This is a genomic window from Chelativorans sp. J32, from assembly GCF_000518985.1.
Lineage (GTDB): Bacteria > Pseudomonadota > Alphaproteobacteria > Rhizobiales > Rhizobiaceae > Chelativorans.
Genome location: NZ_JAEQ01000013.1, coordinates 36,903 through 59,229, shown reverse-complemented (window position 1 = coordinate 59,229; position 22,327 = coordinate 36,903). Strand labels below are relative to the sequence as shown.

Genomic DNA, 22,327 nt, shown 5'->3' with positions numbered 1-22,327 from the left:
ACGTTATCCCTGCACCACGCCTCGTCCGGGCTTTCGAACGGGAAGCAGGCGCGTTTGGCTGTGTCGGGATCTCGGGGGGGGGGCCGTGATCGCTAAGTGGTTATCGCATGTCGAGCAGACGCTCGAGATATTCGCGCTCAATCTCCGGGCTCAGCGCGTTGCCAAGACGGCGCCGGATGGCGTCGAGAATCTGGCGCGCCCGTTGCGTGTCGATCTCGTCGGGAACCTGAACATCATCGCCGAAATCCGGCCCAGTGGTCGCGCGGGGGCGTCCCAACGGATCGCGACCGAAAGTGCCCTGCCGCGCCCCCTGCTGTCCCTGACCGCCCTGGTCGCCCTGCATGGCCTGCATCTGGTTCATCATGTCCTGCGCGCCGCGACGCAACGCTTCGAGTGCTCGCCCCTGTTCGCCCACGGCGCGCTCACCCTCTCCCTGACCAAGAGCGCCTTCCGCCTGACCCATCGCATCTCCAGCCTCTCCGAAGCCGTCGCCAGGCTGGATCCCGAGCCCGCGCAACCCCTCCATCAAGCTCTCGAGCTCCTGGCGAAGGCCGCCCTGCCCCTCCTGCAGGCCGCGCAGCGCCTCGGCGAGTTCTTCCGGCGACATGCCCTGCCCTTGACCGGGCTGGCGACCCTGCCCCTGCTGACCCTGTTGACCTTGCTGTCCCTGCTGGCCCATTTGGCCCTGTTGGCCCATCTGGCCCTGCTCACCCATCTCCCCCTGCTGGCCGCGCTGCTGCTGGTCAAGACGGAACGTCTCGTTCATGAGTTCCTGCTGGCGGCGCATGAGATCGCCCAAGCGATCCATCTGCTGGCGCATTTCGGATTGCTGGCCGCCTTGCCCCTGCTGCGGCCGCGCCATTTGCAGGTTGTTCATCATGTTCTGAAGCTGTGACAGCAGATCCTGCGCCTGGTCGCGCGCGCCGGATTTCGCGAGATCCTCGATCTGATCGAGCATGCGCTCGAGATCGTTCTGGCTCAGCATCTCGCCATTCGGCATCTCGGAGAGCTGCTGGTTCTGCATGGCGCGCTCTGCAAACTCGCGCAGAAATTCCTGCATCGCCTGGCGCAGTTCGTTCATAAGCCGCTCGATTTCCTCGTCGCTGGCACCGTTCTCCAAGGCCTGCTTGAGCTCTTCCTGCGCCTGGCGAAGCCGCTTTTCGGCGGCGGTCATGTCGCCATCCTCGATGATAAGCGCAATCTCCCAAAGCTGGGCGACCACATCACGAAGCGCATCGTCGCTTTCCGCCATGGAGAGCTTGGAGCGCGCGGCAGACAGAAGAAGGAAATGGGTGGCGTCGGCGAAGGTCTCCTCCGGCCAAAGCAAAACGGCGTCCATGAGAGCGAGGACACGGCGCTTCTGATTGGCGTCGAGGGCGAGGACGCGGCGTTGCTCGATCACCGACCGGGCAAGCGCATTCGTAAAGGTCCGCTCGGGAAGCCGGAACGTCTTCGTTTCACTCCGGGCGGTCTGCTCGGCCGCGTCCGTCGCCGAAAGGCTGAGGTTCACCTCCGACCCGGCCCACGGATGCTCTGTCAGGTCGCGTGACGCTTTCGCGGTGGTCCGGTCGCCGCCACGTGGCAATGTGAGCGGCATTTCGGGCGCTTCGAACAGCGGACGTGCCTGCTCGTCGGCCTCCGTCAACTCGAATTGTGCCTCGGCTTTGGTGGCGCCATAGTCGTCCTTGATCTCATATGCGAGTTCCAGGGCGCCATTTGCGGCACGCTTCGGCTCTTCCACGAACCTTATCTGCGGCGGCGCATCGGGGATCACCGAGAAGGCCCAGTTTTGCAGCTCTCGGCCTCCGCTGCGAAGGATCACCGTCCCGTCGGCGGAAAGCACATGCGAGAAGCGAAGCGCGCCCCCTGATTGAGCGCTCGGAACGGGCTCTTGCACCGCGTCATCGCCAGGCTCAACCGGCTGTTCCACGCCAGACGAATCCACGAAGGCCAGGGATTCCTCACCGGAACCGCCGCTGACGCGCACGGCAACGCTGCTGTTCTGCGGCACGGTGAACGCGTGCTGTTGAGCATTCGCATCAGCAGTGAGGAAGACGGGAGCCCGCCCCGTATAGCCCGGCGGCGTCACCCAGGCGTCGATGCGGGCAGGCGCAACCTGTTGGCCCGCAGGCGCCTGAAAGGCATCGGAGATGCGGCCGCCATAGGGCCCGGTCGAAAAGGCAAGAGCCGTGACGAAGAGAAGCGCCGCCAGCGCGCGCAGGCCGAGGGGATCGCGCTCGGGAATCGAAGTCTGGGGCAGATCGCCTTTGAGGCGCGAGAGCCGTTCGGCCATGCGCTTCTGGTGCTCACGCCAGAGGGCAGAGGCGAAGGGATCTTCGCCATGAGCGGCTAGCCGGTCCGACTGGACCGAAACGGGCGCATGCTCTAGCAGGTTGGCCTGCTCGATGCGGCGATCGATTTCTCCGGTGGTCGGCATGCGGAAACCGCGCAGCGGCCAGAAGCACGCAAGCCCGCCGACAGCGAGCACGCCGAGGACGCCGAACCTTGCCCAATCGGGAAGGATGCGGAACACGCCCAGCCAGGCAAAGCTCAAGAAAAGGCTGATGATCACCAGGAGCGGCAGGACGACTGGCCACAGCCGCTCGATCAGAATCACGCCACGCACCACCGTGCGCGTCCGCCGAAGGCGGGTGAGCAGTCCGGGTCTCAGGCCGTCTATTGAGTGTTGCTCCGCCATCGTTCTTCCAGATCGCACGGCGAACCGCGCGGGAAGCGGAACACCTGCGCACTAAGATAGCATCAAAGACGGCAAAGGCGAGGCGTAACGGTCATATCTTTCCGCCGAGCGGTGTTCGCGACCAAATTGGGAAAGTGGGGCGTCGTGAGCAGGAAGGAGGCGGGATAACAAAATGCGAATTCAGGATTTCGCTGACGGGTGGAAGGTTGGTCGCGTCGTCATTTGTTCCGAAGGGGATTCGAACATGCCGTTTTCCATCCGTTTCTCATCGATGCCCGATCTGCACTCCGTAAATGCCGATCCTTCTTCAATCGACAGGCTTGGCAGCAATAGCCGCACGGCGGCATCTGCCAGAGGCGCTCAGTCCTTGCCCAGCCTGGAGGAAGACGGCAGCTACATGATTCCCGTCCAGGTGATGCTCGAGGAGGCGGCTGGCCTGGCGGAACGCTCCGTGGGAAGTCCTTCCCCCGCTGGTACCGATGGCCAACCCGGGAGAACAGCAAGGCCGACACCACGGTTTTCGCTCAATTTGTCTCTTTTGTCGCTCGAGGACGAGCCGCAGCGGGACATAGAAGAGGTCCGCAGGAACTCCGATGTCGCCCTGTTGCGCGATGCTTCCTGGATGCATTTTGCTGAAACCGCTTCCGATAAAATCGAACGATTTGAACGCGCGCTGGCGCAAATCGAGGCGACAGAGATAGGGAAATTGTTGCTCGAGTGCCTGGATGCGGCTTCGAAGCAAAACGATCGTCATCTGACGGTCTTCTTCCGCGATGCTCGCCTCGGCGTTGAACCGCGTTCGCCCGAAGGAGCGTCGAACGGCAGGGGAACGGATTCCAACCTGTATTGCAATTTGGATGATGGCGGGGTTGAAGGCGGGCTCACGCCGGGCATTTCCGACGTTCTGAAGCTCTTCCATGAACTGGTGCACGTCTATCACAATGTCATCGGTGAGCGGGTGCTTGTTCAAGCTGCCGACCCTGATCAGGCACAATTTCCCCACTTGTTGCATGAGGAAGCCAGGACGGTCGGCCTGGGAATGTTCAGGGACGAGCAGCTTTGCGAAAACCGGCTCCGATCCGAAATCGGCGTCCAGCCGCGTGCGTCAGCCACATCGGGCGACTGGGTGTCATACGACGATGACACCGCGATCGGACCCGGAGCGAGCTTTGGACTGGAGCAAAGATCCATGCTCTCGGGCGGCCGGACGGAGCTCTAGCAGATCTCCGGCTTGCGGCAGAGCCGCCGCACTCCTCCCGGCTAATGGGCCAGTACGTCGGCCCATTCGCTGTGGCGGCGGAACTGGGCAGCGGCAAAGGGGCATAGCGGCCTGATCTTCCACCCGCCGTTGCGCGCGTCCTCGACGGCTCGCCTCACCAGCGCTTCCCCGACCCCTTGGCCGCGGAAGTGCGCCGGCACTTCCGTATGGTCGATGATGACCTGCTTGTCGCCGATCCTGACAAAGGTCATCACCGCCTCTTCGCCATCGACGGCGTGCACGTAACGTCCCTTGCTGCCCGTTTCCTGAAGCTCGATCTGCAAATCGCTCATCCCTTCGGTCCCTCCACGCCATCAAACTCGGCAAAAAACTCTTTTGAAGCTTCGATCTCATTCGACCGCAATTCATGGCCGCCCTCGTGCCAGACAAGCTCGGTCCGGATACCGGCTGCTTCCAGGTAGGAGACCAGCCTGGTTGTCAATTCAGCGGGGCAGATCGGATCATGCCTGCCAGCCGTGAGGAGGAGCCGCGTTTTTACCTCACCTGAGCCAAAATGCGGCTCGAAGGGGATGAGCGGATGCATCAGCGCAGCCGCATCGAAAAGCGCAGGATCGCCGAAGACGACCGTGGCCAGGATATTGGCCCCGTTCGAATAGCCGAGCCCGAGCACCGCGCTCGGCTCCTGCTCAGCAATATGGGCGCGGATGAAACCGGTCATCTTCTCCGTCGCGCGAGCAAGATCGCCCATGTCGTAGACGCCCTCACCGGTCCGCCGGAAGAAGCGCGGCGCTCCATATTCGCTCACGTCGCCCAAGGGCGCGACGACACCTGCCCAAGGCGCGATTTCACGGGCAAGCGGCAGGAGCTGGCGCTCATCGCCGCCGGTCCCGTGAAAGAGGAAAAGAAGCGGCCGGCCGGGACCGGCCGGCGCCGATAAATGCCTGTAGGCATCGACGGTCATGATCAGCTCCCGATTGCCGGAAGATGGGTTTCGAGATAGGGCCGGAGATGCTCGTGCTGGCGTGGTAGCTTCAGCGCTTCTCCCAGATGATCTGGATCCTCGTCCCGCGCGAAGCCGGGCTCGTTGGTTGCGATCTCGAACAGCACCCCGCCGGGGGTCCGGAAGTAGACTGCGAGAAAATAGTCGCGGTCGATCACCGGAGTGATGTGGAAGCCTTCCTGAGCAAGAGTCTCGCGCACGCTGCGCTGCGCCGCTGCATCCCGGACGGCAAAGGCGATGTGGTGAACGGAGCCGGCGCCCTGGCGGGCAGGCCTCGCAGATGGATCGCTGACGAGGTCTATGACAGCCGCGCCGTTCCCGCCTTCACCTTCCAGGCGAGTGGTGTTTCCTTCCCTGCCCTTTTCCTGAAAACCCATCAGTTGCAGAAGCTCGCGGGTTGCCGAAGCATCGTTCAGCACCAAAGTGGCAGAATGGAAACCGCGGATTGCATGCTCGGCAGGAATGCCGGCATCCGTCCACGGTTCGCGTGCATCGCCAGCCACCGCGGCAAGGGCGAAGCCGTCACCATCAATTCCGTCGAAGTACAGGCGGTCTTCTCCGAAAGCCTGTTCTCTGCGGATACCGCCGGTTGCGTTCTCGGCAAGATGCTTCTCCCAGAAATCCAAGCTTCCTTGCGGCACCGAGAACACCGTCGTACCCACCTCACCCGCGCCGCGAACACCATCGATGATGTTCGGGAAAGGGAAATAGGTCATGACGCTGCCGGGCTGACCGGCACGATTGCCGTAATAAAGGTGATAGACATCCGGCGCGTCGAAATTGACGGTCTTCTTGATACGGCGCAGGCCGAGCACCTTCGTGTGGAACTGATCGGTGATGTTGGCATCGCGCGCCATCGACGTGATGTGGTGGATGCCTTCAATTGCGTTGAGCATAACAGCCTCCTTCGGATGGCGCACCTGCGCCCTCGATCGGCATCTAGGTGGAGCCACCGCCACGAAACCGGAAGATACGTCATAAAGGATGCACTGTCTTCCCGGCGGATACAGTGACGGATGCGAAAAGGCCCCGCGGTTGCGGGGCCTTCCGGCATGCGATGCTAGCGCGAATACGCTGTTACTGCGCCCGCATGCGCATCTGATCGCGGTTTTGCGCGTAGTTGGATTCCTCGTAGGCAGGCTGCGCCTCGAGCTGATCCTTGGTGAAGTTGGTGAAGAGATAGAGATCCCCGTCCTCATTCGTCATGAAGTTGAGATTGTCCATCGCGATCGCTACCTGCTTCTCCCCGATGCCCAGGAAACCGCCGACGTCGACGATCACCGCATCGACCTTGCCGTCAGGCGTAAGGGCCACGTCGCCGATCTCGCCGACATTTTCCTCGTTAGCGCCATAGACGGTGGTGCCGACGAGCTTCTCGGCGGTCAGCTGGTCCGGGGCGGCCTGCTGCAGCGTGCTGCGATCGATCGCGCCCGTCTGGGTTTGATCGGTTGCTGCTTCACCCGCGCCGGTCTGGTTGTTCTGGGCCGCCTGCTGGTCGGCAGACTGGTTCTGCTGAGCCTGCTGATTTTCGGCAGCGCCGGTAGCCGGAGCCGTTGCGACTGCGCCGCCGGCGGCTCCACCGGCTTGGTTATCCGTCTGATTGGCGGCGGTGTCGTTCTGGTTGGCAGCCGTATCATTCGCCGCGCCGCCCGCATCTGGTGATGGAGCCATCGCTGTCGAACCACCGGCCGCGTTGTCGTCACTGGCTCCCTGGTCCTGTGCCGGAGCGGCGGCTAGGTCCTGTTCAGTCGCAGGCTTCGTCTCGCCCACCTGCGCGTCGGCTGGCATCGGCTTGAAGGCCGAGCGATCGAATTCCGGCTGCGCCCTCAGCGCGTCTTCCGTGGTTTCGACCACAAGGCGCTGGTCGCCATCCGGCTGCTGCGACCACTGAACGAGGTTGTATTCAAGGGCGACGTCTTTCTGGCCAATGCCAAGGAAGCCGCCTACGCCGACAACGATAGCCTCGACCTTGCCTTCATTGTCGATGACGAGGTCCGTCACGTCGCCGATATCCTCCGCGTCATCGCCGGTGCCGTTATAAACGGCCTCTCCGATGAGGTTGGATGCGAGATGTCCCTCGGCGTGAACCACCATCTGCTGGTTCTGGCCGTCAGCCGGGCTGGCCGAAGGAGCCGTCGTTGGCGGCGTGGTCTGCTGGGCGAGCGCACCGCCGGCGAGGAGGGTGGCAATCGCGGTGGTCGCCAAAAGTGTGCGGATCATGTTAAGCTCTCCATGTGCAGTTTTGCTGTACATGGCCGCGCATCCGACCGAACCTGGCAGTGAGGAGCGGGTGTGCGGCCACCACATTTCTACAACGTGCATGTGGTGAAACAGTTCCGTGAACCGAGCTATGGAGCCGGGAACGGAAGGGGCGCGCTGTACATTGTTCCCGTCGAACGGCCAGATCAGAAAAGGATCCCTGGATGCGCATCCGTGCCGTGCTGAACCGCGGCGGCGGAACGCTCAGCACAATGGACCTGAATACAGTTTCAGCTCGCCTGACGGAGGTTTTCACGCAGGCCGGCCATACGATTGACGTGACGGCGGTTGAGGGGAAGGCAATCGCCGACGCCATCCGGCACAGTTGCGAACGGTCCGAGGTGGTGCTCGTGGGCGGCGGGGACGGCACCGTCTCCCTCGCTGCGAGCATGATTGCCGGAACGGACAAGATCCTGGCCATTCTGCCCGCCGGCACCATGAACCTCTTTGCTCGCAGCCTCGCGATCCCGCTCGACATCGATACCGCGATCACGGCGCTGGCCGAGGGCAGAGTGCGGCGGGTGGACATGGCCTGCGTGAACGGACGGCCCTTCGTGCATCAGTTTTCGATAGGAATGCATCCGCAGCTCATCCATCTGCGCTCGCGCATTCCCTTCCGCGGACGGCTAGGCAAACTGCTGGCATCGGCGCAGGCGGCCCTCGCCACCTTCCGCAATCCCCACAATCTCGACGTGGCGCTGACATTCGGCGATGCCGAACTGCTGACGAGCACTTCAGGGATCGGCATCACCAACAACCTGTTCGGAGAGGGCCATCTGCCCTATGCCGAGAAGCCGGACGGCGGGGTACTCGGCATCTACATCACGCGAGCGGAAGACAGATGGGACCTGCTTGCATTCTTCATCAACATGGCGCTCGGGCGCTGGCGTGAGAACAACAAGGTCGAGATCCACGAAGCGCATGAGGTGCACCTGAAGATTCTCTCGGCAGGCAAGCGTTTCAGGAGCGCCATCGACGGCGAACTCTTCCCTTTAGAGCGCGACTATCACATCGAGCTCTGGCCGAAGGCGCTGCAGGTGCTTGTCCCGGCAGAGTAGCAGCCCGCCCAACAGGCGCGGGCCGCTCTTTCAGTCTTGCGACTGCTGGAGCGGGACGCGCTCGCTCGACTGAGGCATTTCGACGGGCTGGCGCTCGTCAATGAAAACGCCGTAGAGTTCGGCAATCGCCCAGATTATGCCGGCCAGCACAAGACCGCCGATCAAGACAAGAAGGACCGGTATTCCTTCCCGCCCCTGGCGTGCTTTTTCGGGTGGCACTTTCTGTTCCATTGATTCCTTTGTCCTTTCTTGGCCTGACGGCTAGTCGCCGTCCCGGCGGCTCCGCCGTGTCATTTCTGTGTAAGCCGCATAACCGGCCAGCCCGGCCAGAACGGTGAGGGCTGTGAGCCAGCCGCGCTTCTTGCCCACCAGACTCGGCAGCATTGCGAGGGCCGAAGCACCGACCATCATGCTCTCGGCCCTCTTGCCCATTTCAGCCCGCCTGCGCGACCGCGCCGTTATCCTGTAAGCGATGAAAACAATCGCGCTCAGCACCAGGAGGCCGATGCCAAACCACAATGCCGCCGCGATCGGTCCCCATTGGGACGCGGCCGCAAGATAGGCGGCCAACGCCAGGAAAACGACTGCCAAGAGGCCTAAAAAACCAGCGGCCGCATAGAAGATCACCGCTGTTTTTATTCGCCGCTTGACTGCCGCCGCTTCACCCGTGGCGAGCAGGGCGATAAGTCGAGCGAACATTCCCGCACCGCGCCTAGCGGCGCATCATCATGGCGAGAAGAAAGCCGGCGCCCGCTGCAAGGGCAAGCGCAGTCAGCGGCTTTTCCCGCACGGCCTCGATCACATCGTCCTGCAATTCTTCAGCACTGTCGCGCAGCTGGTCCGCCTGCTCCCACGCGGCACGACGCGCACGGGACATAGAACGATTGCCTACCTCCATCAGGTGTTCCTTGAGTCGGGCAATATCCTCTCGAAGCTGCTGAATATCTGCATCCACATTCCGCGCCTGTTGCGCGTCCGCGCCGCCCTGTTGAGCTTCAGCACCGCGCTGCTGGGCCTCGTCCTTGGATGATCGTGCGCCAGTTGCCATGGTCCACTCCTTTCGCAATATGACGGCGGAACGCGCGAACCCCGGCTAGGTTCCGTTTGCGGATCCCACGATGCCTCCCCATGAGCTTTCTGGAACCATCCTCATGCGCTGCCGTTGAGGCATCTCACGCCGGAACCGGTTATGGGCAACGCATTGAAGAAGAGAAGGCCGCCTGCAGCAGACACCCCAGCAAAATCGGGCGTGGATACGGTTTTGACCAGAGGGGCGCAGGCCGCGACGATCGCCCTTGCCATTGTAGCGTCAATCGCGGGTCTCTACGCGATGCGTTTCCTTGCAGCACCGGTAGCACTGGCGATCGTGGTCGGCCTGATGCTGAGTCCCATCGCCGAACGGCTGGAAAGCCGCAAGATGCCGCCGGCGGTTTCAGCAGCGGTGGCGGTGGTGGTCTTTATCCTCCTGGTGGGTTTCCTGATCGCGGCCGTGGCCGCACCATTGACCTCGTGGGCGGGCCGCGTGCCCGAGATGTGGAGGGAGCTTCAGCTCCAGCTTTCCAGCCTGTCCCAACCATTGGAGATGGTTCAGAGCATCCGCGACGAGATCCGCAAAGTGACCGGAGGTTCGGATGTAACGGTTTCCGTGGAAGAGGGGTCGCCAGTCGAAAGCGTAGCCGTGCTCGCACCCGCACTTATCGCCCAGGTGCTGATCTTTCTCGCCAGCCTCTATTTCTTCATCGCCACGCGAGACCAGACGCGCCTCACAGTCCTGAGATTATGCTCCGGCCGCCTGCTGCGCTGGCGCGTCGCCCATATCTTCCGGGATGTCGAGGAATTGGTCGCCAACTATCTCCTAGCCATCACCATCATCAATATTGGTCTCGGCTTCGCTGTAGGGATCAGTCTTTGGCTCATAGGCGTTCCTTCGGCCCTGCTGTGGGGCGCGATGGCCGGGCTTCTCAATTTCGTCGTCTATATCGGCCCGATCACCATGGCGGTGATCCTGGTCGTCGTGGGCTTCGCCAGTTTCGACACATTCTGGGCCAGCATCCTGCCGATGATCATTTTCCTCCTGATCCATGGCGCAGAAGCCCAGTTCGTCACGCCGAGCGTGATCGGCCGGCGCATGACGCTCAACCCCTTCCTGGTGTTCCTCTCCATCGCATTCTGGCTTTGGCTGTGGGGACCAATCGGCGGCTTCGTCGCCATCCCTGCATTGCTGGTGTTCTTCGCGATCGCCCGCAACATCCTTCCCGGATTTGAATGGGCCCTCTCGGAGGAACGGCGACGCCAATATTCGCGCCTGCCGTGAGGCTACAGCATCGGCCCGAAAACTGGAATCAGTTTCCGGAAAGCACGATGCGTCGATTCAATAACTTACAGCGTCCTTTGTGCGTCCGAATGGACGCACGGCGCTGTAGCTGACGCGCACATTACGAGGAACCTATCTTTTTTAAATGACAGGGTTCCGGATAGATGTGAGACAGCGTCGTCAAAGAGCGTCATTCGGGGAACCCGGTTGAAGAAGAAAGTTTTTGAGGGGCTGAAGATTCTTCTCGTCGAAGAAGAGGCGCTCATCGCGATGGACATCGAACAGCTTTGCTACGACCTCGGCGCGGCCGCTGTGGCGACGATCAGTTCCGAGACCAAGCTGTCCTCAGATGCATTGGATTCGGTCGAGGCACAGGCGCAGATGCTCGGCGCCGACGCCGCTATCCTCGATGCAAAGGTCGGCGGGGGCTGGACGACCGAACTGGCGCGCCGGCTCACGCAGCACGGAATACCCTTTGTCTTCGCCACGGGATATTCCAGCGGCGAAGCCTTTTTCGCGGAGTTCCCCAACGTTCCCGTCGTGTCAAAACCCTATACGGGCGACGAGCTGGTCGGTGCGGTGCTCACCGCGGTGGAGCGAACCGGCTCACACCACCGCGGGTGAATTGGTCACCTGGGCGGTGATCGGGTCCGGCCCGAAATCGCCCTCACCTGTAATCGACAGGATTTCCTGAAGGCGGCTGCGAGCGCGGCTCACGCGACTCTTGATCGTGCCCACGGCGCATCCGCAGATCTCCGCGGCCTCCTCATAGGAGAAGCCCGATGCGCCAATCAGGATGATGGCTTCGCGCTGGTCTTCCGGCAGAAGCTCCAGAGCACGGCGGAAATCGTTCAGATCAGAAGATCCGTCCTGCGCTGGATGGATCGACAGGCGCGCGGTTATGCTGCCGTCGCTGTCTTCCACCTCGCGGCGCCGCTTGCGCATCTGCGAATAGAACTCATTGCGCAGGATCGTAAACAGCCAGGCCTTCAGGTTGGTGCCTGGCTGGAAACTGTCCTGCTTGTCCCAAGCCTTTACCAGGGTTTCCTGGACCAGATCATCGGCCCGGTCCGCATTCTTTGCGAGCGAGACTGCAAAGGCGCGCAGGGTAGGCACTGCGGCCAGGAGACCGTCGCGGAAACTCGATGACGCCGACATCGGTTAATCCTCTTTCGCCGTCGATCCTTGCTGTTCCTGCTGCTGCAGCTGGTTAAGCAGCTGGCTGAAACGGTCTGGAACTTCCTCGGAGATCAAATCGTCGTAATATTGCCTAAGCTTCCGGCCTATTTCAGAATTAGGCCCCAGAGGATCGGTTACGGAATTGCGCTTGCCACTCCTGCCCTTGTCGAGCTTCTGATAGGTCATACCTCTCTCGTCGTCCGCATCCTGCCCCACATCCTTGAACATTCTCGTCATTTCGCGCCTGCGCCCACAAGATCACAATTCTCGGTTTAACGGGGGAGCTCCAAAAAAGTTCCCGCCCCTGAGGAACTTTTTTACCCGGGACGCGTTGACCGCAATATCTTTGCCTCAATTCCAGGGCTTCTTTCTCTTAAGGAGATCAAATCAGCATGAGTCTGTCAGCAAGAATTGCTCCCCATTTGCCCTATCTGCGCCGGTTCTCCCGCGCTGTGTCGGGCTCGCAGAGCAGCGGCGATGCGTTGGTGGCAGCTACTCTGGAGGCCTTGATCGCCGACACCTCCATCTTTCCCGAGGCATCGTCGGACCGAATCGCGTTGTTCAAGCTTTTCACGAAGCTGTTCGGGACTTTCGAGATCCGGGTTCCTGAGGTAAGGCCCACTTCGGCTTGGGAGCAGCGCGCTGTCGCAAACCTCTCCGCCCTTGCCCCGCAGCCGCGCCAGGCCTTCCTCCTCGTCGCGGTCGAAGGGTTCGATACCGCCGAGGCCGCCGAAATCATGGATGTGGGCGAAGAGAAGCTCAATGAGCTTTTGAGGGAGGCAAGCGACGAAATTTCGCGGCAGGTCGCAACCGACATCATGATCATCGAGGACGAGCCGCTCATCGCGATGGATATTGAGGAGCTGGTCGAGAGCCTGGGGCATCGCGTCGTGGGCACGGCTCGCACCCACCAGGAAGCGACCGCCCTTTTCGAGAAGACACGGCCGAGCATGGTGCTGGCCGACATTCAGCTCGCCGACGGCAGTTCGGGTATCGATGCCGTCAACGAGATCCTGAGCACGACTCCTGTTCCAGTGATCTTCATCACGGCCTTCCCGGAACGGCTTTTGACTGGCGAAAGACCAGAACCGGCGTTCCTGGTCACGAAGCCCTTCAACCCAGATATGGTGAAGGCTCTTATCAGCCAGGCGCTCTTCTTCGACCATCAGGCCCGAGCGGCGGCAGCTTAAGAGACACGAAAAAGCCGCCTTCGGGCGGCTTTTTCGTTTTGGGAACCAACACTTGCAGCCGGGCGTTTTCCTCCCGCAGAGAAGAGAGGCCGAAGGTCTCTCATAAACACGGGAGACGTCGATGCTTTACTGGGCTCTTGTCTTTTTGGTCGTTGCGATCATTGCCGGCGCGCTGGGTTTTGGCGGAATAGCGGGCGCCTCGGCCGGCATAGCGCAAATCCTCTTCTATATCTTCCTCGTCCTTCTGGTCGTTTCACTCTTGTTCGGGCTGTTCCGCAGAGCACGCTGAGCACCAGACTTGCCAGCTTTTCAGGAGGCGATCAGATGAAGATGCTCAACGGCATCGAGGACGCGGCGCGCATCGCCATGGTCAACATTGAGTCGCGCGACCCGCTTCCTCCCGGGCCGAATTATGGGCCTTTCGGATATTTTCGACTTGCGATTTTGCTGCTTGCCGCGGTTGTCGGCGTTCTCTTGGTGATCAACCTCTTTTGATCGCTTCGGCGGTGGTGTCCGGAACCTGACACCACCGCCCGCGGTTCTTCATGGTGAAAGGACAATGCCATGGAAACCGCAGCTTTCCTGCTCCTCATCATCGGCTGTAGCGACGATCTCAATCAATGCACCGAGCTGCCGGCGCCGGCGCCGTTCTATGCGGAGGCAGCGGAATGCGAGAGCGTCCTGCCGGAGGAGATGCGCCGCCATGTTCAGCAATTTCCGCAAATCCTCGCCAAATGCATCGGCTTCAATCCTGCACTTGAGGAAGAGGGTGCGGAGATCGCCTGGCACATTGACCCAAATGGCGACCTCATCGCCTCCGTCGAACCGACATCCCATCGGGAGCTGAAGGTCGCCCGCAGCGCTCAGTAGACCTAGGCGGCAACCTGCAACGCCCCTGGCCCGGGGACAGCGCCGGGCGGACATTTGCCGAGGATGATCATTCCCAGGATGTCGTCTTCGGTGACGTCGCTGGTGCGGGCGGTTCCGACCACTTGGCCGTTTTTCATGACCACGACCCTGTCGGCCAAGCCGAACACGTCATGGATATCGTGGCTTATGAGGAATATGCCGATCCCGTCTGATTTCAGCTGCCGCACCAGATCGCCAACCTGCGCGGTCTCCTGAGGCCCAAGCGCTGCAGTGGGCTCGTCCATGATGAGGATGCGCGCGTCGAAATAGATCGCCCGTGCGATCGCCACCGATTGCCGCTGACCACCTGAAAGGCTGCTCACCGGCTCTTTGAAGCGCTGGAAACGCGGGTTCAACCGTCCCATGACCTTGCGCGTCTCGGATTCCATGGCAACGTCATCCAGCGTGCCCCAGGAGGTCCTCAGTTCACGACCAAGGAACAGGTTCGCGGCGGCATCCACATTGTCGGCCAGCGCCAAAGTCTGGTAGATCGTCTCGATCCCGTATTTCTTGGCATCGCGCGGATTATTGATCTGCGCCTCCTCGCCGTTGATGAGGATCGTGCCCGCGTCGCGCTTGTACGCGCCCGAAAGGATTTTGATGAGCGTCGACTTGCCGGCGCCGTTATGGCCCACGAGCGCAACGACCTCGCCCGGAAAAAGGTCGACCGAAACATTGTCGACGGCATGGATGCCCCCGAACGCAATCGAGATGTTCTTCATTTCGACGAGCGGCGTCCTGCTGTCCATGGCATCCTCCCGTTATTTCACGCGCTTGCGGTAGAGCGTGTCCAGCCACACCGCGATCACGAGCACGATACCCACCACGATGTTCTGCAGCGGCGTATCGACACCCAGCAGGATCATGCCGCTGGCAAGCGACTGCATGAGAACGGCGCCGATCATGGCGCCGGCGATCGTGCCGATCCCGCCTCCCAGCGACGTGCCGCCGATCACCGCAGCGGCGATGACGAGCAGTTCATCTAGCGTGCCCATCGCATTTGTCGCCGCATTCAGGCGCGCCGCCGAAATCGCGCCGGAAATGGCCGCGAGCATGCCCATGAGTATGAACACCTTCATCAGCACCCAGCGGGTATTGATGCCGGCGAGCACCGCAGCTTCGGGATTGCCGCCGATCGCGAAGACGTAACGGCCGAAGCGCGTCCGGTTTGCGAGGAAGGTCATCACGATGCCAACGCCAACGGCAATCAGCACCGGAATGGCGATCCCATGGGCGATGAACAAGCCACCCTCGGGGATGGCGATATTGTTGGCCTCAGCATAGCGCCGCACGATCGCTGCTGGCCAGGGATAGGAATTCGCGACGGCCACCGCGCCCAGGATAGCAGCGCAACCGAAAGCGGCAAGAAACCCCTCCGCCCAGAGGGGCCGCAGCGGAAAGTGGAACTTGCGCCGCTGCTTGCGGCCATAAGATAGCATGAGCACGAGCGCTATGCAGGCGATGAAGCCGGCCACCCAGCTCCAGAACGAGCCGATGGCTCCGTCGGGTCCCCCGCCCATCAGGCGGAACGTCGCATCGAGCGGCGCAACGGTGCGCCCGCTCGTGACCCACCAGGCTGCACCCCGCCAGACGAGCAGACCCCCAAGCGTAACGATGAAGGACGGCACACCCATATAGGCGATGATGTAGCCCTGGAGCGCTCCGATAAGCGCTCCGAGCGCGATCCCAACGATGAGCGCCACAACCCAGATCGCCGGATGCCCGAAGCCGAGCCATTGCGGCAGGATCTCCGTCTGCGTCACGCCCATGATCATGCCGACGAAGCCAAGCAGGGAGCCCACCGACAGATCGATATTGCGCGTGACGATCACGAGTACCATGCCCGTCGACATGATGGCGACGGACGCAGACTGTACCGACAGGTTCCAGAGATTGCGCGGCGTGAGGAACAGTCCACCCGAAATGATGTGGAAGCCGATCCAGATCACGGCGAGCGCACCGACCATGCCGAGCATGCGCGTGTCGAGTTCAGTGGCCTTGAGAAAGCGCTGGGCCGGGTTGCTGCTCACCGCCGAGGCCCCCTGCGGGGGCGCGCTGGAGGTCACATCCGTCATATTGGTCTCCTCCGCCCGGCCGGCGCTGGCCGGACCGGTACGCGAACGCCGCGGTCGCTCAAACCGCGGCGCTGATCGCGACTATATCGCTTTTCACCCGCAGACGTCGACGGTGCCGGGCTGCACGCCCTGGCAGACTACGTCCTTGGAGACCCAACCGGCGTCGATCACGACATTCAGATTGTCCTTGGTGATCGGTACGGGCTTCAGGAACAGGGCATTCATCTCGACCTTGTTAGGGCCATCGGCCCACTTGGTCGCGCCCTCTACCTGGTCCAGCGCCGTTCCCTCGGCAAGCTGGTTGGCGATCTGTGCTGCCGCCTTGCCGAGCTCTCGGGCGTCCTTCCAGACAGAAACCGTCTGGGTTCCGAGCGCGATGCGGTTCAACGCTGCATGATCGCCGTCCTGCCCCGAAACGGGCACTGAACCCGCCAAGCCCTGCGCTTCCAGAGCGGCGATGGCGCCGCCTGCGGTACCGTCGTTCGAAGCGACAACCGCATCCACCTCATTGTTGTTGGCGGTGAGGAACTGTTCCATGTTGCGCTGCGCGTTGGCGGGGAGCCAACCGTCGGTATAGGCCTCGCCGACATTCTTGATCTTGCCGGAGTCGATCGCCTCCTTCAGCACTTCCATCTGACCCTCGAACAGGAAATCCGCATTGGGGTCGGCCGACGAGCCTTTGATGAAGACATAATTCCCTTCAGGCGCGACATCGAACACCGCCTGCGCCTGCATCCGGCCAACTTCCTTGTTGTCGAAGGTGAGATAGAAGGCGTCCGGGTTCTCGATCAGGCGATCATAGCCGACAACCGGAATGCCTTCGGCAACGGCGTTCTCCACTGCGGGCCCGATCGCCGAAGCATCCTGCGCCAGGATGATGAGCGCATTGGCGCCTTGCGCGATAAGCGACTCCACATCGGTCAGCTGCTTCGACGGGGAAGATTGCGCATCGGCGGAGATATAGGTGTTCCCATCTGCTTCGATCTGAGCCTTGATCGCAGCCTCGTCGGTCTTCCAGCGCTCTTCCTGGAAGTTCGACCAGGACACGCCTATCGTCTTGCCTTCGGCGAGCGCCGCCGTCGACAACGACAGAGAAAAGACAATCCCCGCCAGGACGGCGGTCGCGGTATTCCTCATGATTTCCTCCCAGCGCCGGGTGGCGCGACTTTCGGTTTAGCTTGCGCCGATGTGAAGGATTTGACATTCCTTCCGCCGTGCAATGCAAGCGGGACGTCCAATCCGATCTCACACCGAGGCCCATCCTCGCCGGCCCCCCGCCGTTCGAGACCGCTCCCATGCGATCCCGGACTGCGATGCCGGGAGGCCCATTTTTTCGAGCCTCGAAAAAAAGAATGACGCAGGTACCTGCCCGTGTCAATATCAACTGAAGTGCAACGCCGGTAAGGGAATTACCGGCACCGGGGAGAGAAGTGACCGCAGGCATACGTCACGATGAAATGCGCAAGCGCAACCGCGCCCTGGTGATCGCTGCTGCGCGGCAATCGGGGCAGCCCTCGCGCACGGAGATCGCCAAGCTTACTGGGCTCAGCCATTCCACGATTTCCGCCATTGCTTCAGGCCTGATCGAAGAAGGCACGATGCGGGAGGTGGGGCAAGGCGACGCCGTACCCTTACGACGTGGCCGGCCGCAGGTGGCACTCAGTCTCAACCCGGATGCCGCCTCGGTGGTCTGCCTCTACCTCTCATTCAACAGCCTTTCGGTGGCCTTGGTCGATTATCGCGGTGAGACAATCGCCATACGAAAGCACCGCATACCCACGCTTGAGATGACCCGCGACGAACTTCTGGACGCGACCATCGCGGCGGTGCGGGATCTTGCTCAAGGGCAGCGCGGGTTCCTGCGCATTGCCTGCGCGGTCCAGGGCATAACGGATTCGGCCGAACGCGAGCTCCTGTGGTCGCCGATTACGCCGCTCAGCGCATTGCCCTTCGGTCCCGCGCTGGAAGACGCATTCGGCGTACCGTCACCGGTGCAAAACGATTGCAACATGATGGCCGTGGCGCTGCGTTGGCTCAACCCCGAGCGCTACAGCGACAATTTCATAGCGATTCTGCTTTCGCACGGGATTGGCATGGGATTGATGCTGAACGGCAAGATGTTCAGCGGCACCCGCTCGTCCGCAGGGGAGTTCGGCCACATGGTCCACGAGCCTGGTGGTGCGCTCTGCCGTTGCGGGCGCCGGGGCTGCATTGAAGCCTATGCCGGCAACTACGCGATATGGCGGCGCGCCTCCGGAAAAGGGCCGGACGAAAAGCCAGTTGTCGATATCGAAGCCGGCGAGATGGAGAAGCTCGCGGAACTCGCACGCCGCGAGGAGGGACCCGCCCGCCAGGCCTTTCGAGAGGCGGGACGAGCGATGGGATACGGCCTCGGCAATCTCTTCGCGCTCATCGACCCCGCGCCCGTAGCCATTGTCGGCCAGGGCACCGCGGCTTTCGACATCCTGGAGCCGGAAATCCGCTGCGCGCTGGCCGAAACGGCGGGGGGCCAACACGCCGAGGCGATTTCCTTCGAAACACTGCCGAGCGCGACCCCGCTCATCCTGCATGGCGCGGCCATGACGGCCTTGACCGGCCTTGACCGGGATGTCTTCGCCCCCGGACTCAGGACTTCGCGGCAGGCCGAGCCGTCCCCGAAAGAGCGCTCGGCTCAGTTCTCCCGGATGGCATAGCCCGCCCCGCGAATCGTGCGGATAACATCGGGCAAGCGTCCCTGGTTGACTGCCTTCCGGAGCCGGCCGACATGGACATCGACGGTGCGCTCGTCGATGTAGATCGTCTCGCCCCAGACATTGTCGAGAAGCTGGCTGCGCGAGAAGACGCGGCCTGGATGCTGCATCATGAATTCGAGCAGACGGAACTCGGTGGGGCCGAGCCGGATCTCGTTCTTGCGCCGATAGACGCGGTGGGATTCCCGGTCGAGCACGATATCGCCGACCTTGAGCACCGTGGAAAGAACTTCCGGCTTGGCGCGCCGCAGCAGCGCGCGCACGCGGGCAATGAATTCCGGCGTCGAGAACGGCTTCACCAGATAATCGTCGGCACCCGTGGAGAGCCCCCTCACCCGGTCGCTCTCCTCGCCGCGTGCCGTGAGCATGATGATGGGCAGCCGCTCGGTTTCCGGCCGCATCCTCAGCCGCCGGCAAAGCTCGATGCCCGAGACGGCCGGCACCATCCAATCAAGGACGAGCAGGTCCGGTACGTTTTCCTGCAGACGAACTTCCGCCTCGTCACCGCGCGTGATCATCTCGACCTGATAGCCTTCGGCCTCCAGATTGTACCGAAGCAGGACGCATAGAGGCTCGTCATCCTCTACGACCATGACTTTGGGTGCGATCATTCTACAACTCCGCCTGGACTAGGTCGCAAATGCATAAGCACGGTCGAAGGGTGTGAGCCCATCTGGCCGGATCATCACGGCTCGCGTCGCGCTCAGTTGGCCGCAACTTGGGTTTCGTCCTGCTTCGGCCGCTGCACCGGAAGCTGCATCCCCGTTATGATATAGTAGGCATTCTCGGCGATATTCGTCACATGGTCGCCAATACGCTCCAGGTTCTTCGCGCAGAATAGAAGATGCGTGCAGGCAGTTATATTACGCGGATCTTCCATCATGTAAGTGAGAAGCTCACGAAAAACAGACGTGTATTGAAGATCGATCTTCTCGTCGCCGTCGCGAAGCTTGACCAGTGCCTCATCCTGGCGGGAAACATAAAAATCCACGACCGCCCGAACCTGCTCCAGAACCATGCTTGCCATCGTATCAATGGGCTGCGTAAGCCCCCGCGGAGCGCTGCCGCCCACAGCCCCGACCCGTTTGGAGATGTTCTTGGCGAGATCACCGATGCGTTCCAGATCGGCCGCCATTCGGATCGCTCCGACCACCGCGCGCAGGTCCTGCGCCATGGGCTGGCGCTTGGCGATAAGGGTGATGGCACTCTCGTCGAGTTCGCGCTGCTTGGCATCCATGACCGCATCGTCGGAGATCACCCGCTGTGCCAGGGCGTTGTCGCCATAAAGCAGCGCCCGCGTGGCGGCCTGGGTCATCGCGCCGGCGAGATCACCCATCTCCCGGATCAGACGGTCGAGATGCTCCAATTCCTGATCGAAGGAGGTGACTGTATGCTGGCCCATGAATCCGCTCCTTTTCTAAGATTGTACGGGATCAGCCGAACCGACCCGTGATGTAATCCTGGGTGCGCTTTTCTTCCGGATTCGTGAACATCTTGTCGGTGGGGCCCTCCTCGACCAGATGGCCGAGATGGAACATGGCCGTACGCTGGGAAACACGCGCGGCCTGCTGCATCGAGTGGGTAACGATCACGATGGTGTAGTTCTCGCGCAGCTCGTCGATGAGTTCCTCCACCCTGGCGGTGGCGATCGGGTCGAGAGCCGAGCACGGCTCGTCCATCAGGATGACCTCCGGCGAGACCGCGATGGCGCGGGCAATGCACAGACGCTGCTGCTGGCCGCCTGAAAGGCCGGTGCCCGGCTCCTGGAGGCGGTCCTTCACCTCGCTCCAGAGACCCGCTTTTTGCAGGCTGTTCTCGACGATCGCATCCAGATCGGCCTTGGATTTGGCAAGCCCATGAATACGCGGCCCATAGGCAATGTTCTCGTAAATCGACTTCGGAAACGGATTGGGTTTCTGGAAAACCATTCCGATTCGGGCGCGTAACTCCACAACGTCGATGGACCCGTCATAGATGTCGGCCCCGTCAAGCTCGATCCGGCCGGTCACCTTGCTGCTTTCGATAGTGTCGTTCATGCGGTTGAAGCAACGCAGGAAGGTGGACTTGCCACAGCCCGACGGCCCGATGAAGGCGGTCACGGCACGCTCGGGAATATCGATCGAGACGTCGAACAAGGCCTGCTTCGAGCCGTAGAAGACGTTCACCTCCCGGGCCTTCACACGGATGGGCCTGGGCGTCTCATCGGGCGTGCGCACCGTCGAGGACTTGATGGAATAGAGATCCGTCTGTCCGACGATCTTTTCGGTCGGCATGTGCATCTCGAGGACCTCCGCGTTTTCATTGTTCATGTGCGTCGCTCCAATCTCGTCCGCAGATAGATAGCCAGCGCGTTGAGCGCGATCATGAGCCCGAGCAGAACGATGATCGCGGCGGACGTGCGCGGTTCGAAGAAGTTGCGATTCTCATTGCCCTGCCAGAGGTAGATCTGCACCGGCAGCGCCGTGGATTGATCGAGCGGTGTTGCCGGGACCGCAGCGACGAATGCGTTCATCCCGATGAGAAGCAGCGGCGCGGTTTCGCCCAGGGCTTGGGCGACACCAATGATCGTCGCCGTTAGGATGCCCGGATAGGTTACCGGCAGGACGTGGTGGAACACCATCTGCATACGCGATGCGCCAAGTCCGAGGGCCGCCTGGCGCAACGAAGGCGACACGGCCCTGAGCGACGAACGCGTGGCGATGATGATCGTCGGAAGCGTCATCAGCGTAAGGACCAGGCCGCCGACAAGCGGGGCGGAAAGCGGCAGGTGGAAATAATTTATGAAGACTGCCGCGCCCAACAGACCGAACACGATCGAGGGGACCGCCGCCAGATTGTTGATGTTCACCTCGATAAGGTCGGTGAAACGGTTCTTGGGTGCGAACTCTTCAAGATAGATCGCTGTGCCGACGCCAAGCGGCACCGCCAGCACGATCACCACGAGCATCATATAGAGCGACCCCATTAAGGCACCGGCCAGGCCGGCGCTTGCGGGAGCCGAACGCGAATCCACATTGGTGAAGATCTGCGAGGCGAAGGCGAAACGGATGGTTCCGTCTTCCTTGAGCCTGTCCGCGAGAGCGCGGGCTGGCGCCGAAAGCTGTTGCTGGGTGTCGGGCAGGCTGCGGTCGATATTTCCCTTCAGCCAATTATCTGCATTGGCGGAAGCGAGGAGATCCATTTTGACCGTCTGCCCGAGCAGGCCAGGATCCGCCACGAAGCGATCGCGCAGGACGAACCGCTCGCTCGTCTCCACGATGGACAGGGCCTGGCGCGTATCGACTTCGATGTCCGGTGCTGCCGCCCGCACCGCCGCCTCCAGGATGCGGTTCCAGTTTACGAGCGTCACCTGCCTTTCCCAATCGAGCCGTGCCCTTTCGTAGGCGGCGGCCGACTGGTCCGGCGCGCGGACGGGCTTGGGATCGACCTTTATGATGGCAGGATCGAAGAAGACATCCAGCGTCAGCTTGGCTTGCGTGAAAGCAGGGACACCCTTCATCAGAATCATGCTGAAGAGGATGACCACCGCACCAAGCGCAGCGCAGATGGCCGCGATGCCGTAGGCGCGGAAGCGCCGCTCGCGCGCATGCCGCCGCGCAAGGCCACTTCTAATCTTCGTCAGCGTCTCGCTGGGAGCCGGGGCTGTCGGGGCAACTGGAGAGAGCGTGTTTGCCAT

General features: G+C 61.8%; 26 protein-coding genes. 9 read left to right on the top strand and 17 right to left on the bottom strand.

The genetic code is table 11. The features are described 5' to 3' along the window. Nucleotides 1–100: 100 nt before the first annotated feature. Entirely contained in the window at nucleotides 101–2,698 is a 2,598-nt protein-coding gene (locus tag CHEJ32_RS0116355; protein ID WP_028034748.1) for a TIGR02302 family protein, read from the bottom strand. Nucleotides 2,699–2,942: 244 nt separating this feature from the next. Here CHEJ32_RS0116355 and CHEJ32_RS0116350 point away from each other — a divergent pair, with 244 nt between their 5' ends. Further along, the gene (locus CHEJ32_RS0116350; RefSeq protein ID WP_198023879.1) at nucleotides 2,943–3,917 is read left to right on the top strand and encodes a M91 family zinc metallopeptidase; all 975 of its coding nucleotides are present in this window, start codon (nucleotides 2,943–2,945) and stop codon (nucleotides 3,915–3,917) included. Nucleotides 3,918–3,958: 41 nt separating this feature from the next. Here CHEJ32_RS0116350 and CHEJ32_RS0116345 read toward each other — a convergent pair whose 3' ends face one another. From CHEJ32_RS0116345 to CHEJ32_RS0116330, 4 genes are all read right to left on the bottom strand, one after another. Then, nucleotides 3,959–4,249, bottom strand: a complete 291-nt coding sequence (locus CHEJ32_RS0116345) for a GNAT family N-acetyltransferase (RefSeq protein WP_028034746.1) — start codon at nucleotides 4,247–4,249, stop codon at nucleotides 3,959–3,961. Then, nucleotides 4,246–4,878, bottom strand: coding sequence for an alpha/beta hydrolase (locus CHEJ32_RS0116340; protein WP_028034745.1), 633 nt, complete (start codon nucleotides 4,876–4,878; stop codon nucleotides 4,246–4,248). Before CHEJ32_RS0116340 ends, CHEJ32_RS0116345 begins: the two co-directional genes overlap by 4 nt. A 2-nt stretch (nucleotides 4,879–4,880) precedes the next feature. Then, entirely contained in the window at nucleotides 4,881–5,813 is a 933-nt protein-coding gene (locus tag CHEJ32_RS0116335; protein ID WP_028034744.1) for a ring-cleaving dioxygenase, read from the bottom strand. Between the two features lie 181 nt (nucleotides 5,814–5,994). Then, nucleotides 5,995–7,137 carry a PRC-barrel domain-containing protein gene (locus CHEJ32_RS0116330; RefSeq protein ID WP_028034743.1) on the bottom strand — a complete coding sequence of 381 codons (1,143 nt, stop codon included), beginning with the start codon at nucleotides 7,135–7,137 and terminating at the stop codon, nucleotides 5,995–5,997. A gap of 203 nt (nucleotides 7,138–7,340) precedes the next feature. Here CHEJ32_RS0116330 and CHEJ32_RS0116325 point away from each other — a divergent pair, with 203 nt between their 5' ends. Beyond that, the gene (locus tag CHEJ32_RS0116325) at nucleotides 7,341–8,234 is read left to right on the top strand and encodes a diacylglycerol kinase family protein (protein ID WP_028034742.1); all 894 of its coding nucleotides are present in this window, start codon (nucleotides 7,341–7,343) and stop codon (nucleotides 8,232–8,234) included. A gap of 30 nt (nucleotides 8,235–8,264) precedes the next feature. Here CHEJ32_RS0116325 and CHEJ32_RS0116320 read toward each other — a convergent pair whose 3' ends face one another. The 3 genes from CHEJ32_RS0116320 to CHEJ32_RS0116310 are packed head-to-tail and all read right to left on the bottom strand — an operon-like array spanning nucleotide 8,265 to nucleotide 9,282. After that, a complete protein-coding gene (locus CHEJ32_RS0116320; protein WP_028034741.1) occupies nucleotides 8,265–8,465 on the bottom strand; it encodes a hypothetical protein in 201 nt (66 codons plus the stop codon). Nucleotides 8,466–8,495: 30 nt separating this feature from the next. Next, complete coding sequence (locus CHEJ32_RS25085; protein WP_034658628.1) at nucleotides 8,496–8,933, bottom strand: hypothetical protein; 438 nt, start codon at nucleotides 8,931–8,933, stop codon at nucleotides 8,496–8,498. Between the two features lie 13 nt (nucleotides 8,934–8,946). After that, the gene (locus tag CHEJ32_RS0116310; RefSeq protein ID WP_028034740.1) at nucleotides 8,947–9,282 is read right to left on the bottom strand and encodes a hypothetical protein; all 336 of its coding nucleotides are present in this window, start codon (nucleotides 9,280–9,282) and stop codon (nucleotides 8,947–8,949) included. Between the two features lie 213 nt (nucleotides 9,283–9,495). On the opposite strand from CHEJ32_RS0116310, the gene CHEJ32_RS0116305 reads away from it, so the two are divergent. Beyond that, on the top strand, nucleotides 9,496–10,548 hold the full coding sequence (locus CHEJ32_RS0116305) for an AI-2E family transporter (RefSeq protein ID WP_245261145.1): 1,053 nt from the start codon (nucleotides 9,496–9,498) through the stop codon (nucleotides 10,546–10,548). 207 nt (nucleotides 10,549–10,755) lie between these two features. Further along, complete coding sequence (locus tag CHEJ32_RS25080; RefSeq protein WP_051469711.1) at nucleotides 10,756–11,172, top strand: response regulator; 417 nt, start codon at nucleotides 10,756–10,758, stop codon at nucleotides 11,170–11,172. On the opposite strand, the gene CHEJ32_RS0116295 is transcribed toward CHEJ32_RS25080, so the two are convergent. Both CHEJ32_RS0116295 and CHEJ32_RS25075 read right to left on the bottom strand, forming a co-directional pair. Beyond that, the gene (locus CHEJ32_RS0116295; protein ID WP_028034738.1) at nucleotides 11,155–11,706 is read right to left on the bottom strand and encodes a sigma-70 family RNA polymerase sigma factor; all 552 of its coding nucleotides are present in this window, start codon (nucleotides 11,704–11,706) and stop codon (nucleotides 11,155–11,157) included. The two genes, CHEJ32_RS25080 and CHEJ32_RS0116295, sit on opposite strands and share 18 nt — an antisense overlap. A gap of 3 nt (nucleotides 11,707–11,709) precedes the next feature. Further along, entirely contained in the window at nucleotides 11,710–11,913 is a 204-nt protein-coding gene (locus tag CHEJ32_RS25075; protein ID WP_034658639.1) for a NepR family anti-sigma factor, read from the bottom strand. Nucleotides 11,914–12,119: 206 nt separating this feature from the next. Between CHEJ32_RS25075 and CHEJ32_RS0116285 the strand changes: the two genes are divergently transcribed. From CHEJ32_RS0116285 to CHEJ32_RS0116270, 4 genes are all read left to right on the top strand, one after another. Continuing rightward, nucleotides 12,120–12,917 (top strand): response regulator, encoded by a 798-nt coding sequence (locus tag CHEJ32_RS0116285; RefSeq protein ID WP_028034736.1) that lies wholly within the window; start codon nucleotides 12,120–12,122, stop codon nucleotides 12,915–12,917. A 121-nt stretch (nucleotides 12,918–13,038) separates the two neighbouring features. Then, nucleotides 13,039–13,206: a DUF1328 domain-containing protein gene (locus CHEJ32_RS26810; RefSeq protein WP_028034735.1), complete on the top strand. Its 168-nt coding sequence runs from the start codon at nucleotides 13,039–13,041 to the stop codon at nucleotides 13,204–13,206. Between the two features lie 35 nt (nucleotides 13,207–13,241). Continuing rightward, nucleotides 13,242–13,412: a hypothetical protein gene (locus CHEJ32_RS27210; RefSeq protein WP_156936721.1), complete on the top strand. Its 171-nt coding sequence runs from the start codon at nucleotides 13,242–13,244 to the stop codon at nucleotides 13,410–13,412. Nucleotides 13,413–13,481: 69 nt separating this feature from the next. After that, entirely contained in the window at nucleotides 13,482–13,787 is a 306-nt protein-coding gene (locus CHEJ32_RS0116270) for a hypothetical protein (protein ID WP_028034734.1), read from the top strand. A 2-nt stretch (nucleotides 13,788–13,789) separates the two neighbouring features. Here CHEJ32_RS0116270 and CHEJ32_RS0116265 read toward each other — a convergent pair whose 3' ends face one another. The 3 genes from CHEJ32_RS0116265 to xylF form a co-directional block, all read right to left on the bottom strand. Then, the gene (locus CHEJ32_RS0116265; protein WP_028034733.1) at nucleotides 13,790–14,575 is read right to left on the bottom strand and encodes an ATP-binding cassette domain-containing protein; all 786 of its coding nucleotides are present in this window, start codon (nucleotides 14,573–14,575) and stop codon (nucleotides 13,790–13,792) included. 12 nt (nucleotides 14,576–14,587) lie between these two features. After that, nucleotides 14,588–15,901, bottom strand: coding sequence for a sugar ABC transporter permease (locus tag CHEJ32_RS0116260; protein WP_028034732.1), 1,314 nt, complete (start codon nucleotides 15,899–15,901; stop codon nucleotides 14,588–14,590). Between the two features lie 93 nt (nucleotides 15,902–15,994). Then, nucleotides 15,995–17,038 (bottom strand): D-xylose ABC transporter substrate-binding protein, encoded by a 1,044-nt coding sequence (gene xylF / locus CHEJ32_RS0116255; protein ID WP_028034731.1) that lies wholly within the window; start codon nucleotides 17,036–17,038, stop codon nucleotides 15,995–15,997. Between the two features lie 293 nt (nucleotides 17,039–17,331). Here xylF and CHEJ32_RS0116250 point away from each other — a divergent pair, with 293 nt between their 5' ends. Beyond that, the gene (locus tag CHEJ32_RS0116250; protein WP_028034730.1) at nucleotides 17,332–18,594 is read left to right on the top strand and encodes an ROK family protein; all 1,263 of its coding nucleotides are present in this window, start codon (nucleotides 17,332–17,334) and stop codon (nucleotides 18,592–18,594) included. Here the strand turns inward: CHEJ32_RS0116250 and phoB are convergent. The 4 genes from phoB to pstA all read right to left on the bottom strand — a co-directional run bounded on the left by phoB (nucleotide 18,573) and on the right by pstA (nucleotide 22,327). Next, on the bottom strand, nucleotides 18,573–19,259 hold the full coding sequence (gene phoB / locus CHEJ32_RS0116245) for a phosphate regulon transcriptional regulator PhoB (protein ID WP_028034729.1): 687 nt from the start codon (nucleotides 19,257–19,259) through the stop codon (nucleotides 18,573–18,575). The two genes, CHEJ32_RS0116250 and phoB, sit on opposite strands and share 22 nt — an antisense overlap. 95 nt (nucleotides 19,260–19,354) lie before the next feature. Then, nucleotides 19,355–20,053: a phosphate signaling complex protein PhoU gene (gene phoU, locus CHEJ32_RS0116240; RefSeq protein ID WP_028034728.1), complete on the bottom strand. Its 699-nt coding sequence runs from the start codon at nucleotides 20,051–20,053 to the stop codon at nucleotides 19,355–19,357. A gap of 31 nt (nucleotides 20,054–20,084) precedes the next feature. Beyond that, entirely contained in the window at nucleotides 20,085–20,960 is an 876-nt protein-coding gene (pstB, locus tag CHEJ32_RS0116235; RefSeq protein ID WP_156936720.1) for a phosphate ABC transporter ATP-binding protein PstB, read from the bottom strand. Beyond that, nucleotides 20,957–22,327 (bottom strand): phosphate ABC transporter permease PstA, encoded by a 1,371-nt coding sequence (gene pstA, locus CHEJ32_RS0116230; RefSeq protein WP_028034726.1) that lies wholly within the window; start codon nucleotides 22,325–22,327, stop codon nucleotides 20,957–20,959. Before pstA ends, pstB begins: the two co-directional genes overlap by 4 nt.

Bases quoted from the DNA above. Each gene is read 5' to 3' on its own strand.
- CHEJ32_RS0116355 (WP_028034748.1), bottom strand. From the start codon at position 2,698: ATGGCGGAGCAACACTCAATAGACGGCCTGAGACCCGGACTGCTCACC.
- CHEJ32_RS0116350 (WP_198023879.1), top strand. From the start codon at position 2,943: ATGCCGTTTTCCATCCGTTTCTCATCGATGCCCGATCTGCACTCCGTA.
- CHEJ32_RS0116345 (WP_028034746.1), bottom strand. From the start codon at position 4,249: ATGAGCGATTTGCAGATCGAGCTTCAGGAAACGGGCAGCAAGGGACGT.
- CHEJ32_RS0116340 (WP_028034745.1), bottom strand. From the start codon at position 4,878: ATGACCGTCGATGCCTACAGGCATTTATCGGCGCCGGCCGGTCCCGGC.
- CHEJ32_RS0116335 (WP_028034744.1), bottom strand. From the start codon at position 5,813: ATGCTCAACGCAATTGAAGGCATCCACCACATCACGTCGATGGCGCGC.
- CHEJ32_RS0116330 (WP_028034743.1), bottom strand. From the start codon at position 7,137: ATGATCCGCACACTTTTGGCGACCACCGCGATTGCCACCCTCCTCGCC.
- CHEJ32_RS0116325 (WP_028034742.1), top strand. From the start codon at position 7,341: ATGCGCATCCGTGCCGTGCTGAACCGCGGCGGCGGAACGCTCAGCACA.
- CHEJ32_RS0116320 (WP_028034741.1), bottom strand. From the start codon at position 8,465: ATGGAACAGAAAGTGCCACCCGAAAAAGCACGCCAGGGGCGGGAAGGA.
- CHEJ32_RS25085 (WP_034658628.1), bottom strand. From the start codon at position 8,933: ATGTTCGCTCGACTTATCGCCCTGCTCGCCACGGGTGAAGCGGCGGCA.
- CHEJ32_RS0116310 (WP_028034740.1), bottom strand. From the start codon at position 9,282: ATGGCAACTGGCGCACGATCATCCAAGGACGAGGCCCAGCAGCGCGGT.
- CHEJ32_RS0116295 (WP_028034738.1), bottom strand. From the start codon at position 11,706: ATGTCGGCGTCATCGAGTTTCCGCGACGGTCTCCTGGCCGCAGTGCCT.
- CHEJ32_RS25075 (WP_034658639.1), bottom strand. From the start codon at position 11,913: ATGACCTATCAGAAGCTCGACAAGGGCAGGAGTGGCAAGCGCAATTCC.
- CHEJ32_RS0116285 (WP_028034736.1), top strand. From the start codon at position 12,120: ATGAGTCTGTCAGCAAGAATTGCTCCCCATTTGCCCTATCTGCGCCGG.
- CHEJ32_RS26810 (WP_028034735.1), top strand. From the start codon at position 13,039: ATGCTTTACTGGGCTCTTGTCTTTTTGGTCGTTGCGATCATTGCCGGC.
- CHEJ32_RS27210 (WP_156936721.1), top strand. From the start codon at position 13,242: ATGAAGATGCTCAACGGCATCGAGGACGCGGCGCGCATCGCCATGGTC.
- CHEJ32_RS0116270 (WP_028034734.1), top strand. From the start codon at position 13,482: ATGGAAACCGCAGCTTTCCTGCTCCTCATCATCGGCTGTAGCGACGAT.
- CHEJ32_RS0116265 (WP_028034733.1), bottom strand. From the start codon at position 14,575: ATGGACAGCAGGACGCCGCTCGTCGAAATGAAGAACATCTCGATTGCG.
- CHEJ32_RS0116260 (WP_028034732.1), bottom strand. From the start codon at position 15,901: ATGACGGATGTGACCTCCAGCGCGCCCCCGCAGGGGGCCTCGGCGGTG.
- xylF (WP_028034731.1), bottom strand. From the start codon at position 17,038: ATGAGGAATACCGCGACCGCCGTCCTGGCGGGGATTGTCTTTTCTCTG.
- phoU (WP_028034728.1), bottom strand. From the start codon at position 20,053: ATGGGCCAGCATACAGTCACCTCCTTCGATCAGGAATTGGAGCATCTC.
- pstB (WP_156936720.1), bottom strand. From the start codon at position 20,960: ATGAACAATGAAAACGCGGAGGTCCTCGAGATGCACATGCCGACCGAA.
- pstA (WP_028034726.1), bottom strand. From the start codon at position 22,327: ATGGCAAACACGCTCTCTCCAGTTGCCCCGACAGCCCCGGCTCCCAGC.